The organism is Bacillus sp. MYb56, from assembly GCF_002976445.1.
GTDB classification, from domain to species: domain Bacteria; phylum Bacillota; class Bacilli; order Bacillales; family Bacillaceae_G; genus Bacillus_A; species Bacillus_A mycoides.
In genome coordinates, this window is record NZ_PCOH01000013.1 from 39181 (window position 1) to 53306 (window position 14126).

Annotated in this window: 14 protein-coding genes; 2 read left to right on the forward strand and 12 right to left on the reverse strand. The window is 38.0% G+C overall.

Annotation, left to right across the window (positions count from 1 at the left end; all coding sequences use genetic code 11):
* Window positions 1–3: 3 nt before the first annotated feature.
* The 11 genes from CQ058_RS16660 to gpr all read right to left on the reverse strand — a co-directional run bounded on the left by CQ058_RS16660 (window position 4) and on the right by gpr (window position 12108).
* The gene (locus CQ058_RS16660) at window positions 4–753 is read right to left on the reverse strand and encodes a 16S rRNA (uracil(1498)-N(3))-methyltransferase (protein ID WP_002190700.1); all 750 of its coding nucleotides are present in this window, start codon (window positions 751–753) and stop codon (window positions 4–6) included.
* A 145-nt stretch (window positions 754–898) separates the two neighbouring features.
* Entirely contained in the window at window positions 899–1837 is a 939-nt protein-coding gene (prmA, locus tag CQ058_RS16665) for a 50S ribosomal protein L11 methyltransferase (RefSeq protein ID WP_002067162.1), read from the reverse strand.
* A gap of 28 nt (window positions 1838–1865) precedes the next feature.
* Complete coding sequence (dnaJ, locus tag CQ058_RS16670; protein ID WP_002015197.1) at window positions 1866–2972, reverse strand: chaperone protein DnaJ; 1107 nt, start codon at window positions 2970–2972, stop codon at window positions 1866–1868.
* 202 nt (window positions 2973–3174) lie between these two features.
* Window positions 3175–5010 (reverse strand): chaperone protein DnaK, encoded by a 1836-nt coding sequence (dnaK, locus tag CQ058_RS16675; protein ID WP_002015198.1) that lies wholly within the window; start codon window positions 5008–5010, stop codon window positions 3175–3177.
* Between the two features lie 26 nt (window positions 5011–5036).
* The gene (gene grpE, locus CQ058_RS16680; protein WP_105589883.1) at window positions 5037–5591 is read right to left on the reverse strand and encodes a nucleotide exchange factor GrpE; all 555 of its coding nucleotides are present in this window, start codon (window positions 5589–5591) and stop codon (window positions 5037–5039) included.
* Between the two features lie 114 nt (window positions 5592–5705).
* Window positions 5706–6722 (reverse strand): heat-inducible transcriptional repressor HrcA, encoded by a 1017-nt coding sequence (gene hrcA / locus CQ058_RS16685; RefSeq protein ID WP_002015201.1) that lies wholly within the window; start codon window positions 6720–6722, stop codon window positions 5706–5708.
* Window positions 6723–6855: 133 nt separating this feature from the next.
* Window positions 6856–7995 (reverse strand): radical SAM family heme chaperone HemW, encoded by a 1140-nt coding sequence (hemW, locus tag CQ058_RS16690; RefSeq protein WP_002190704.1) that lies wholly within the window; start codon window positions 7993–7995, stop codon window positions 6856–6858.
* A gap of 51 nt (window positions 7996–8046) precedes the next feature.
* Entirely contained in the window at window positions 8047–8421 is a 375-nt protein-coding gene (locus CQ058_RS16695) for a winged helix-turn-helix transcriptional regulator (RefSeq protein ID WP_002015203.1), read from the reverse strand.
* A gap of 189 nt (window positions 8422–8610) precedes the next feature.
* Window positions 8611–10434 (reverse strand): elongation factor 4, encoded by a 1824-nt coding sequence (lepA, locus tag CQ058_RS16700; RefSeq protein WP_002015204.1) that lies wholly within the window; start codon window positions 10432–10434, stop codon window positions 8611–8613.
* Between the two features lie 208 nt (window positions 10435–10642).
* Window positions 10643–11005, reverse strand: coding sequence for a DUF3679 domain-containing protein (locus CQ058_RS16705; RefSeq protein ID WP_087946951.1), 363 nt, complete (start codon window positions 11003–11005; stop codon window positions 10643–10645).
* A complete protein-coding gene (gene gpr, locus CQ058_RS16710; RefSeq protein WP_002088693.1) occupies window positions 11005–12108 on the reverse strand; it encodes a GPR endopeptidase in 1104 nt (367 codons plus the stop codon). The genes CQ058_RS16705 and gpr overlap by 1 nt, the downstream gene beginning before the upstream one ends.
* A gap of 180 nt (window positions 12109–12288) precedes the next feature.
* Here gpr and rpsT point away from each other — a divergent pair, with 180 nt between their 5' ends.
* The gene (gene rpsT / locus CQ058_RS16715; RefSeq protein WP_002088694.1) at window positions 12289–12546 is read left to right on the forward strand and encodes a 30S ribosomal protein S20; all 258 of its coding nucleotides are present in this window, start codon (window positions 12289–12291) and stop codon (window positions 12544–12546) included.
* Between the two features lie 84 nt (window positions 12547–12630).
* Here rpsT and holA read toward each other — a convergent pair whose 3' ends face one another.
* Window positions 12631–13641 (reverse strand): DNA polymerase III subunit delta, encoded by a 1011-nt coding sequence (holA, locus tag CQ058_RS16720; protein WP_105589884.1) that lies wholly within the window; start codon window positions 13639–13641, stop codon window positions 12631–12633.
* Between the two features lie 348 nt (window positions 13642–13989).
* Here holA and CQ058_RS16725 point away from each other — a divergent pair, with 348 nt between their 5' ends.
* On the forward strand, window positions 13990–14124 hold the full coding sequence (locus tag CQ058_RS16725) for a YqzM family protein (protein ID WP_000997609.1): 135 nt from the start codon (window positions 13990–13992) through the stop codon (window positions 14122–14124).
* Window positions 14125–14126: the final 2 nt, after the last annotated feature.

Below are 14126 nucleotides of genomic sequence, written 5' to 3' on the forward strand. Positions count from 1 at the left end.
TTATCACCCCATCAATTCAAAATGATAAGAAGCGGCACTTAACGCATAAAGCGGAGCCGTTTCTGTTCTTAAAATTCTTGGTCCTAAACTACATGGTACAAATTTATGTTCACGAAGTGCGGTTATCTCTTCCTCCGCTAAACCGCCTTCTGGTCCAAATACAATCAGCAGCTTTTGGCCTGGTTTAATCGTCGCTAAAGCTTTCGCAAAATTAGATTTCTCACCTTGTTTCGCTTCTTCTTCATACGCAACAAGGCAAACATCATACTCGCTACTCATCGACAGCAGTTGTTTAAATGATGAGGGAACGTGTACTTCTGGAATTTCACTTCTATGCGATTGTTCCGCAGCTTCTTTTACAATTTTTTTCAAACGCTCAACTTTTTTATCTGCTTTTTTCGCATCCCACTTTACAATAGATCGAGATGCTTGAAATGGTAAAAATGCAGCTGCCCCAAGCTCAGTTCCTTTTTGAAAAATTAACTCTAGCTTATCTCCTTTCGGCAGTCCACTTGCAATCGTCACGAACACAGGAAGTTCGCTTGACGCCTCTACCCATTCTACAATAGCGGTATCCACAAATTCACTGGTAATTTCAGCAATTGAACACTCTGCTGTTTTACCATTTACACAGCAATAAATGTGGTCACCAGCTGACATACGCATCACTCTTGCGATGTGATGGACATCATCACCCATTATGCGAATACTTGTCTCATTTACATATTTCTCTTCTACAAAATAACGTTGCATATAATCACCTTAGTAGAGTTTCGTTCCTTTCGTAAGTCAACACTTACGAAAAGAACGAAACGTTATCATTTTCATATAACAAACGGCAAGTCCCTCACCTTATACGGTGAGAGACTCCCCTGTTCTTTATAGACTAAAATCTATATTACGCATTTCGTGCAATAATTGCTACCCAATCTTCCATTCGAAGTACTTCTTCAATTGAAAATCCAGCTGTTTCTAACGCTTCAGAAATTACTTTTTCTTTCGCCCCAATAATACCAGATGTAATAAATAATCCACCTGGCTTCACAACTCTCGCTGCATCTTCAGGGAATAGAAGAATAATTTCCGCTAGTAAATTTGCTACGATTAAATCAACTGGACCTTCAATACCTTCTAATAGACTATTCTGTCCAACATTGACAATGTCATCTGTTTTATTTAAGCGCACATTCATTTCTGCACTTTCAACTGCAACTGGGTCTAAATCATACGCTTGAACAGAAGCCGCACCTAATTTTGCCGCAGCAATACTAAGTACCCCCGAACCTGTCCCCACATCAATCACAGTATCACCTGGCTGAACCGTTTTTTCTAACGCACGAATACACATCGTCGTTGTTGGATGTGTCCCTGTACCAAACGCCATACCTGGATCTAATTCAATAATTTTTTCATCTGGAGAAGACGGTGTATACTCTTCCCACGTCGGCACAATTGTGAATGTATCAGAAATTTGAACTGGATGATAATACTTCTTCCAAGCAGTAGCCCAATCTTCCTCATCGACTTCATTAATTGTAATAGTTCCTTTACCAATTTCGATGTCGAAAGATGGTAGTGCATCAATAGATGATTTTACACCTGCAACCGTTTCGTGTAAAGAATCCGTTTGCGGGAAATATGCTTTTACCAAAACACCCTCACTTGGATATTCATCTGGGTTAAGTGCATAAATCTCACCGTATTGTTGCTTGCGCTCTTTCGTCAACTCCGCTGGGTCCTCAATCGCAACCCCGCTAGCGCCTGCTTCATGCAAAATATGAGAGACAGCTTCTACTGCTTCTTCTGTTGTATGAATACTAATTTCTGACCATTTCACAATTTACCAACTCCATTTTTTATTTCCATTATTCCCCTTTGAAAGCACGTTTAAGCTTTCTGAATAAGCTATCATCCTGCTCTTCTTGCCCTGCAAATTCACGCAATAAATCTTTTTGATGTGAAGTTAATTTCGTCGGCACAACAACACGAACGACTACATATTGATCTCCTTGACCATATCCACGTACGTTCGGAGCACCTTTTCCTTTTAAGCGGAATTCTGTTCCTGTTTGTGTTCCTGCTGGAATTTTCAGCTTCACTTTGCCATGAACGGTAGGAACTTCTACTTCCGCACCAAGTGCCATTTGCGCAAATGTTATTGGCATTTCGCAAATAATGTGATCCCCTTCGCGTTCAAAGAATTCATGATTTCTCACATGAACAACAACATATAAGTCACCTGCTGGTCCGCCATTTACGCCTGCTTCACCTTTTCCAGATACACGAATTTGTTGACCATTATCGATACCCGCTGGAATTTTAACATTGATTTTTTTACGTTTACGAACTTTACCAGAACCATGGCATGTCGTACATTTCTCTTTAATCATTTGACCTGTTCCTGAACAATGTCCACAAGCTTGACGGTTTACAATACGCCCAAATGGTGTATTTTGTTCTACACTTACTTGCCCTGATCCTGAACAATGTTTACATGTTTCTTTTGAAGTCCCTGGTTTTGCTCCACTACCCTTACAAGTATCACATGGATCCTCCACTGGAATCTCAACGTTTAATTCTTTACCAAAAATAGCTTCTTCAAACTCTAAAGTAACTTGATATTGTAAATCAGCACCTTGACGTGGAGCATTTGGATCACGACGTCTTCCGCCGCCACCGCCAAAGAATGAACTAAAGATATCTTCGAAACCGAAGCCACCGCCGAAGTCTCCTCCGCCACCGAAACCTTGATTCGGACCAGCGTGACCAAATTGATCATACTGCGCGCGTTTTTGATCGTCACTTAATACTTCGTATGCTTCTTGTACTTCTTTAAACTTTTCAATTGCATTTTCTTCTTTACTTACGTCTGGATGGTACTTTTTAGCCAAACGACGATACGCTTTTTTAATTTCATCTTTTGAAGCGCCCTGGCTAAGTCCAAGGACCTCATAATAGTCTCGTTTATTCATAAATTTACAACCCCCGAATCTTTCACATAAACGTAATTTTAACACCGAAAGAAAGTGCTTTGCAACAAAGTTTCCTCACTTACAGTATGCAAAATAAAAAACTTAAGATCCTCACACATTTCTTCTTATTCGTGAAAAAAGCCAAAGCCAAGGCACGCTTGACTTTGACTTTTTGTCATCTTACTTATTTTATTTCACTGTATTACTTGTCTTCTTTTACTTCTTCAAACTCAGCGTCTACTACATTATCTTTTTTCGCGCCAGCGTCTTGTGCTCCTTGTGCACCTTCTGCTTGCCCTGCAGCCGCTTGAGCTTGCTCGTATAATTTAACAGTTAATTGTTGTACGATTTCTTGAAGAGCATCTTTTTTCACACGGATTTCTTCAAGTTCGTTTTTCTCGATTGCCGCTTGTAATGCTTCTTTCGCTTCCGTTGCTTTCGCTACTTCAGCTGCATCTACTTTACCTTCTAAATCTTTTACAACTTTGTCTGTTTGGAATACAAGTTGGTCAGCTTCGTTACGAAGTTCAACTTCTTCCTTACGTTTTTGGTCAGCATCAGCATTTGATTCAGCTTCTTGTACCATACGATCTACTTCTTCATCAGAAAGACCTGAAGAAGATTGGATTGTAATAGTTTGCTCTTTGCTTGTACCTAAGTCTTTTGCACGTACGTTAACGATACCGTTCGCATCAATATCGAATGTTACTTCGATTTGTGGAATTCCACGTGGTGCTGGCGGAAGGTCTGTTAATTGGAAACGACCTAACGTTTTGTTGTCAGCTGACATTGGACGCTCACCTTGTAGTACGTGAATGTCTACCGCTGGTTGGTTATCAGCAGCTGTTGAGAATACTTGTGACTTACTTGTCGGAATTGTAGTGTTACGCTCGATTAGTTTCGTGAACACACCGCCCATAGTTTCGATACCTAAAGAAAGTGGAGTTACGTCTAATAATAGAACGCCCTCTACATCACCAGTAAGTACGCCACCTTGAACTGCAGCACCTAATGCTACAACTTCATCTGGGTTTACACCTTTGTATGGCTCTTTACCAGTTTCACGTTTAATTGCTTCTTGTACAGCTGGGATACGAGTAGATCCACCAACAAGGATAACTTTATCTAATTCGCTTGGAGCAAAACCAGCGTCTTTTAATGCACGACGAGTTGGCTCTAATGTTCTTTCAACAAGACCAGCTGAAATTTCTTCGAATTTAGCTCTTGTTAACGTTAATTCTAAGTGTAATGGGCCAGCAGCTCCAGCACTAATGAATGGTAATGAAATTTGTGTTTGTGTTACACCAGAAAGATCTTTCTTCGCTTTTTCAGCTGCATCTTTCAGACGTTGAAGTGCCATTTTATCTTGGCTTAAATCAATGCTATTTTCTTTTTTGAATTCAGCTACTAAATGATCGATGATAACTTGGTCAAAGTCATCTCCACCAAGACGGTTGTCACCAGCAGTTGAAATAACTTCGAATGTGCCGTCTGCTAACTCAAGGATAGATACATCAAATGTACCGCCACCTAAGTCATATACTAAGATTTTTTGCTCTTCATCTTGTTTTTCTAAACCGTAAGCAAGTGCTGCGGCTGTTGGTTCGTTAATGATACGCTCAACTTCTAAACCAGCGATACGACCAGCATCTTTCGTTGCTTGACGCTCTGCATCGTTGAAGTATGCAGGTACTGTAATAACAGCTTTCGTTACTGTTTCACCTAAGTATGCTTCAGCAGAAGCTTTTAAGTTTTGTAAAATGATTGCAGAAATTTCTTGAGGTGTAAAATCTTTACCTTCAACTTCTACTTTGTAGTCTGTACCCATATGACGTTTAACAGACATGATTGTATTTGGGTTTGTAATTGCTTGACGCTTCGCAACTTCCCCAACTTGACGCTCTTCATTTTTGAAAGCTACAACAGAAGGTGTTGTACGATTTCCTTCTGGATTTGGGATAACCTTTGGTTCTCCACCTTCCATAACAGCTACACAAGAGTTTGTTGTACCTAAGTCAATACCGATAATTTTACTCATGGCGAATCCTCCTACTTTTATGTAAATTATTGATTTACTTTTACCATTGATGGGCGAATCACACGGTCTTTTAGTTTATAACCTTTTTGGAATTCTTCAACTACCGCGTTTGATTCAAATTCACTGTCTTCCACTTGCATAATAGCTTGGTGTTCATTCGGATCAAACTGTTTACCAACAGCTTCAATCGCTTCAACACCTTCCTTAGTCAACGCTTCTAGCAATTGACGATGCACCATTTCCATACCTTGTAACAAGGATTGCGTTTGCTCGTCAGTCGCTTCCACTTGCATCGCTCTTTCAAAATTATCAAGAGCTGGCAAAATATCTGAAACTAGACTTTGTGCTCTATATTTATCAGCAGCCTGTTTATCCATTTGGACACGGCGCTTATAATTTTCAAAATCAGCTTGTAGACGTAATGTGCGACCTTCCGTTTCCGTTAGTTTCGCTTGTAACTCATCTACTTTTTCTTGTAAAAGAGCAGCCTCACTTTTTTCTTCTACAGTTTTTTCACTGTTTTCTGGCGTGACAGCTTCTTCAACTTGCGCTTCTTTCACTTGTTCGTTACGCTCTTCCACAATTTTCACCTCCTTAAAAGGTATTAGGTATCATGCTTAGCATGATTACCTAAGCATTATATATTACACACAGCAATGAAAATTTCATCACTTGAGCGAATGTATTACTCTCATTTACTTTTTAAGTCCGTCTGTAAATTGTCTTGTAAATAACTGCAGTAAACTAATTACACGAGAGTATTGCATTCTCGTCGGACCTAAAATTGCAATTGTTCCAAGTTGCTCTTCTCCAATCGAATACGTTGCAGAAATCAAACTGCAATCCTCCATTGCCGTAGAAGAATTTTCTCTACCAATTTTCACTTGAATTCCGACTTGTTTATGACGCAAAATGTCATAAAACGCAGCCTCATTATCGATCATCGTCAGCAAAGATCTTACTTTGTGAATGTCATGGAACTCTGGTTGCGAAAGCATATTTGCTTTTCCTCCAAAGTATATCTTTTCCGATAAAGGGACTTGAAATGTACCATCTAACATTTTTATTGCACTATCGTAATTATGAACATACCCACGCAAGACTGTAACAATCTCTTTAAAGATTTTATTATGAAGTTCTGCCATAGGTATACCAGATAGCTTTTCATTTAAAATATTAACCATTTTTTCTAAATCTGATAAATCAACAGATTCCGGAACGGTAATCGTTTTACTTTGCACATGCCCTGTATCTGTTACAATAATAGCGACTGCTGTTTGACGATCAAGCGGTACAATTTGTACATTTTTAAGTTTATTTGTGCTCAATTTGGGACCAAGAACAATGGCCGTATAATTCGTAAGCTCTGATAAAATTTGAGCTGATTGTTGTGCAATTTTTTCTGCTTCAAAAATTCTTTCAGCAAATAAATCTTTAATTTGTACAATTTCATCGGTCGGTAAGTTTTGCGGCGCTAAAAGATGGTCTACATAAAATCGGTATCCTTTTTCAGAAGGAACACGCCCAGAAGAACTATGCGTTTTTTCAATAAATCCTAATTCTTCTAAATCAGCCATTTCATTTCGAATAGTAGCTGAACTAAACGTAATTTCATCTTTCTTAGCCAACGTCCTCGAACCAACTGGTTGCGCTGATCCAATAAAGTCATCAACAATTGTTTGTAAAATTAAGAGCTGACGTTCCGTAAGCATCTCATCATCACCTCTGTTAGCACTCTTTGTCTTCGAGTGCTAAATCTATTAATAACTTACCAAAATTGACATTCAATTGTCAACGGAAACGTCACGAAATAACAAAAAATTTTCGCGCTTATGGCACATTTAATTAATCAATCAAAAATGACTGGAATACTTCATTCCCTAATAGTTTCCCTTTCCTCGTTAAACAAACATGTCCATCTCTGTTTTCAAGTAATCCTTGTTCTTGATTACTTTGTAACTGCTTTGCAAAAACATGGTCCATCTCCACATTAAATTTCTTTTGGAATTCTAACTTAGAAACACCTTTTGTTTTTCGAAGTCCTAAGAACAACTCTTCTTCCATTTTTTCTTTCTCTGTCACTGGGTGAACATCTAAATATGGAAATCCTGTCTCATCAATTTTAGTGAAATATTGCTTGAGCGGACCTACATTTTGAATTCGTTCCCCGTTCACATAGCTATGCGCTCCAGCTCCAAATCCATAATACTCTTCATTATTCCAGTATGTGAGATTATGTCTACTTTCATTATTACCTTTTGAGAAGTTACTAATCTCATACTGGTTATAACCATGTTTCTCCATTTCATCCATTACCATTTCGTACATTTTCGCTTCATGGTCTTCACCTGGAAGTCTTAATTTCCCTTTATTCATTAAGTTATAAAACACGGTTTTCGGTTCCACAATTAAGGAATATGCCGAGAAATGTTGTACACCAAGCGTAAAAGCAATGTCTAATGTTTCCTTTACATCTTCTATCGTCTGTCCTGGCAGAGCATAAATTAAATCTACATTAATATTTGTAAAACCGACTTCCTGCGCTTCTCGAATTGCTACGAATGCATCTTCTCTCGTATGTCTGCGTCCAATCTTCTCAAGTAGCTCATCACGAAACGTTTGCACACCAAAACTAATTCGGTTTACTCCACCTTCTAGCAATACGTTCAACTTCTCTTTCGGTAAATCACCTGGATTCGCTTCAAATGTTAATTCACAATTCGGCGCAAATAGGCGCAAACGACGGTTAATGATGTCGAGTAGTTTTTTTGTTTGCTCCATATTTAAAGCTGTCGGAGTTCCTCCGCCAACAAAAATCGTTTTCATACTTTCAAACGGTACTTTTTGAACCGTATTTATTATTTCTTTCTCTAAATATTGTAAGTATTGATCAACCGGTTGGCGTTCAATAAATACTTTATTAAAATCACAATAGTGACAAATATGCTGACAAAATGGAATATGAATATATGCAGCTTGTACCAAATATAACTCCTACCTTTCTAAAAAGAAAACCTCCGCACTCCGGAGGATTCTTTACTTCTCTACTGTATTACGGATTTGTTCCATTCGCATTTTTCCCCAATCATACATCATTTCAACGATCGGTAAAAGCGACATACCTAATTCCGTCATATAGTACTCAACACGCGGAGGAATTTCCGGGTATACCGTTCGATCAACAATCCCGTCCTCCATTAACTCTTTCAATTGATTTGACAACACTTTATGAGAAATGCTCGGGAACAGACGTTGCAATTCACTAAAACGATGCGGACCTTCCACACCTAAGTGCCACAATATCACAACTTTCCACTTCCCACTAATTATAGAAAGCGTCAGTTCCTTTTCGCAATTAAAATTACCTTTTTGTATTTTCTCTCGAATATCTTTTCGAATATTTTCGGACATTAATAGTCTCCTAACTCTATATCAATCACTAAAAAGCTCTCTCACTATTGTAAATGAGAGATGATAAGATGTCTAAAAAGTAGCATATAAAAAAGAAGCCGAACGAACGGCTTCTACTTTTATCACGATTGGTGCGGGCTAATAATTAGCGAAGAATAGAAAAATCTCCACTAATTATAGTTCACTCCATTAGTTATCATCCATTTTCAGTACAGCCATGAATGCTTCTTGCGGCACTTCTACAGAACCAACAGACTTCATACGTTTTTTACCTTCTTTTTGCTTATCAAGAAGTTTACGCTTACGAGAAATGTCACCACCGTAACATTTTGCAAGTACGTTTTTACGCATCGCCTTAATTGTAGAACGAGATACAACTTTATTTCCGATAGTCGCCTGAATTGGCACTTCAAACTGTTGTCTTGGAATTAATTTCTTTAATTTCTCTACAATTACTTTACCACGGTCATACGCTGAATCACGATGTACAATAAATGATAAAGCATCCACTTGTTCATTATTTAAAAGAATATCCATTTTCACAAGTTTAGATGGTTTATAACCAATTAACTCGTAGTCAAATGATGCATATCCTTTCGTATTTGATTTCAATTGATCGAAGAAATCATATACGATTTCTGATAACGGGATTTCATATGTCAATGTAACACGTGTTTCATCTAAATATTGCATATCAATAAACGTTCCACGTTTCCCTTGGCAAATTTCCATTACAGCTCCAACATAGTCATTCGGAACCATAATTGCAGCCTTCACAAACGGCTCTTCTACACGATCGATAGTCTGTGGATCTGGCATATTAGATGGATTATCAACAATAAAATCTTCACCGTTTGTTAAATACACTTTATAAATAACACTTGGCGCTGTTGTAATTAAGTCAATCTTGAATTCACGTTCAATACGTTCTTGAATAATCTCCATGTGAAGAAGCCCTAAGAAACCACAACGGAAACCAAAACCTAAAGCTTGAGATGTTTCAGGCTCAAATTCAAGAGCAGAATCATTCAATTCTAGTTTTTCTAACGCATCACGTAAGTCGTTATAACGTGCAGAATCGATTGGATATAAACCACAGAATACCATTGGGTTTAATTTTCGATACCCTTTTAACGGCTCTGCAGCCGGACGTTTCGCATGTGTAATCGTATCACCAACACGTGTATCGCCTACATTTTTAATAGATGCTGCCAAGAAACCTACATCACCTACTGTTAACTCGTCACGTTGCGTCGTTTTCGGTGTAAACACACCTACTTCTGTTACTTCAAATTCTTTTCCAGTTGCCATCATACGTACTTTATCGCCAACTTTTACCGTTCCATTTACAACACGGATATATGCAATTACACCACGGTACGGATCATATAAAGAATCGAAAATCATACATTGTAACGGCTCTTCTGAATCACCTGTTGGAGCTGGTACCTTTTCAACGATTTGTTCTAAAATTTCTTCAATACCAATGCCAGCTTTCGCTGAAGCAAGTACAGCTTCCGATGCATCTAAACCAATTACATCTTCTACCTCTTGACGTACGCGTTCTGGGTCTGCACTTGGTAAGTCGATTTTATTAATAACTGGTAAGATTTCTAAATTATTATCAAGCGCTAAATATACGTTCGCTAATGTTTGCGCCTCAATTCCTTGCGCTGCATCCACTACAAGAATTGCACCTTCACAAGCCGCTAAACTACGAGATACTTCGTACGTAAAGTCGACGTGTCCTGGAGTATCGATTAAGTGAAGAATATACTCTTCACCGTCTTTCGCTTTATACGTTAGTTGTACTGCATTTAATTTAATTGTAATACCACGCTCACGCTCCAACTCCATAGAGTCAAGCAATTGCGCCTTCATTTCGCGCTGTGCCAACGCGTTTGTTTTCTCCAAAATACGGTCTGCCAACGTTGATTTCCCGTGGTCAATGTGAGCAATGATGGAGAAGTTACGAATTTTGGACTGTCTTTTTGCTCTTTCTTCTTTATTCATCTATGTTCTCAACTCCTAATAGTCTCGCCAATATACACTAGCACTGATTATATCAATAGAGCAGCAAAGATTCAATGAAAACTCGTGCTGCTTACAATACAAATCACTCTATCTATATCTTATGCGAACAAACCATAAGAGACAAACCTTTTTCAAATTAAAAGACAGCTCTCTTACAAACATAAGACAACCATCCTTCCCGCTACCCTTAACTAAAAATTCCTTTTATTGCCCCAACAACTATATCCGTTCCAAACTTTGTCATATCACGAGCAACACTTGCTATCGCCATACCGATACCTTCTACAACATTAAAACTTCTTAAGCTTTCTAACTGTTTTTGTTTTTCAATAGTCGAAAACGTCTCTCCCGAAATTTCCGATTCAGCCCCAGCGCCTTCTGTTCCTGTCATATGAGCAATTTGTTCATATGACAGCTGACGATATCCCTTCATACTTTTTAGACCATGATTAGCGAGTCCCACTCCAGCTATCATCATAAGCAAACATAAGACTGTACCGCATATACATAACAGCGTAAATTGACTCAAGCTATTTCTGCCTCTTTCCATCAATGTGTATATGCCCCTGTATTATCCTGATCAATCTGATGATGCAGCGCTGCATTTAAACCGCTGGCTATTACATTTGCCATATCCTCAATAAACGCATCTACTTCTTTTGGAGTTACCATTAAATTATGACCAAGAGGAGATAACACTTCATAAATTAACTTTCTCTTTTCTTCTTCTTCTAACGTACCAATAGCTCCTAAAAACATATTTCGACTCTTTTCATCTGGCATATCTTCTTCTGTTAATTTTTTCTTTTCTCCAAATGTAAAACCTGCTGGCAATAAAGAGCGTGACGGTTTGTTTCCTTCTTTCAGTTCCCGGCCAAAATGTTTCAAAATAAAATCAATTGTATCACTCGTAATCGAAACAGCATCTACCACAGTTGGCACACCAATTGCGATAACAGGAATACCTAATGTTTCTTTACTTAGTTCCTTACGCTTATTCCCAACACCAGATCCTGGATGAATTCCTGTATCAGAAATTTGTATCGTACTATTTACTCGTTCAATAGAACGCGCAGCTAATGCATCAATTGCGATGACAAAGTCTGGTTTTGTCTTCTCAATAATTCCGTAAATGACATCGCTCGTTTCAATCCCTGTAATTCCCATTACCCCTGGACGAATGGCACTAACAGGTCTAAACCCTTCTTCCACACTTTCAGGCTGCAATTTAAACAAATGTCTCGTCACCAATACGTTCTCTACAACTATCGGTCCGAGTGCATCCGGCGTTACATTCCAATTCCCAAGACCTACGATTAAACAACTCGCTTCTTTTGAAACTCCAACCTCTTCTAAGAAATAAGAAAATTCTTTTGCAAAAATACGCTCTACCTTTTGCTGAAGTTCCGTATCTTGTTGTCGTATACCTTGCACCTCAAGAGTTAAATAACTTCCAGGTTTTTTCCCCATCGACTCAGATGCAATTTCATCAATAGTTACTTTTGTAATTGTAACTCCCTCTTCTTCCCTCTCTTTTACAATAACTCCCTGTATCCCTTTTTGTTCTTCTTGGCGCTCTTGTAGCATTTGGTGCGCCTCTACAGCAAGGTCAGTTCTAACACTATATTTACTTAAATCTAATGGTTCTTTCATCGTATCTCCTCCGTAATTCATAGTAAATATCGTTAGATTTCCCCAAGTTATATTAGGTCATTCTTTCCTTTACGTGAAATTTCATTGATATACTATTGCAATTCTCTTCACCGTTTGATAAAATATCACTTGTTCTATGTAAGAATCGAGTCATTCGATTGCACCAGGGAGGTGAAAAGTATGGCAAACATCAAATCTGCTATCAAACGCGCTAAACTTAGCGAAGAGCGTCGTTCACATAACGCTTCTATCAAGTCTGACATGCGTACTGCTGTTAAAACTGTAGAAACTTTAGTTACTAATAACGATCTTGAAAATGCTAAAGAAGCTTTCAAAACTGCTTCTAAAAAACTTGACAAAGCAGCTCGTAAAGGTCTTATCCACCAAAACGCTGCAGCTCGTCAAAAATCTCGCTTAGCGAAACAAGTAAACGCGTAAGGCGTTTAAAAAACGATCCATTCGGATCGTTTTTTATATACACAAAAAAGTTCACGTACTAAGTACGTGAACTTTTTTGTGTCACTACATATGATTTAACCTTATTAAGAAAAACTCAAGCACAAGTTTCTTATCCATCTTTCCAGTCTTCATACTATAATCAGCTTCCGCCAATTCTATAATAACTTTTTTTAATTCTTCAAAAGAGAAAAACTTCGTTTGATTCATCGCCAACTTTACCCGGTACGGATGTACACCAATATGGGACGCGATTTGATTTTGTCCGTAACCACGCTGTTGCAACTCTTTCACTTGATGTAGCAAGCGGAACTGACTTACTAATAAAGCGAGCAGTTTAATCGGTTCTTCCTGCTGTGTAAATAATCCGTCTAAAATTTGCATCGCACCAGCGATATCTTTTTTCACCACTTTTTCTGTTAAAGCAAACACGTTTTGCTCAACAGATTTCGGCACAAGTTCCGTGACAAGTTTTGGCGTAATTTCTCCGCCCATACCGACGTATAACGTTAACTTGTCCATTTCCTTCGCCAACATTGTTACATTACTTCCCACAAGCTCTAACAATAAACTAACAGCTGCATTATCAATATGCACATGCACCTCATCCGCACGAGAAACAATCCACTTCTGAACATCCTGCACTTGCATCGCATTTGCTTCTATTACATCCGCTGTTTTCTTTAATAGTTTTGTAATTTTTTTTCGTTCGTCTAATTTTTCATAAGGCGCAACAAAAACAAGAATAGAAAAAGGAGATGGCTCCCCAATATATTCTTCTAAAATTTTTATATTTTGTTCTAATTTTTCTTTTTGTGCCGTTAAAAATAGTGGTGATTTTATTAATATAACTTTACGCTCTCCAAAAAAAGGAAGCGTATGCGCATCCTCAACTACATCTTCTAAATACGCTTCTTCCAAATCGTATGTCACAACATTAAACTCTCGATCTTCCTCTTCAAGCGCTTCCGTTGTAATAAGCTTTATCGTTTCATTTATAAAATAGGCTTCCGTTCCATACAGTACATACAACGGAGCGAACTGTTTCTTTTTAATCTTCTTATGTATATCACTCATATTTTTTCCTACTCCCTAACTTGGCAATATATATTTATACTAATGCCCTAGCTTTTGTTTTACAAGTACAAAGGGACGGTCTTTATAACCCGCCCCTTTATTTATATAAAACGCCACGCAATAAGCCCCGGATTTCTTATTGGTGTGCGGTAATCACCTTCCCTTTATTATTTACAATAATAATCTTAGTATAAGTGCCAACTGTTAACATGATTGGAAATGAAAAATTCACGCTACTTAACTAACTAGAGAAAGTATACAAATACTCTATTTCACTTCATATGGAAATTGTAGATTTTTTTCTGACAATATTTTATACTAAAATGGAATGTTGGGGAGGGATTCTAAATGAATGATTTTGAACAAAACGTTCAAAGTAAACGCAATGACGCTATTGATTCAGGGGTAGGATTTATCGTCTCATTTGGTTTTTTCGCAACACTTTTCATTATTGCAACTGTTATTAAATTCATCGGTTCTTAAAG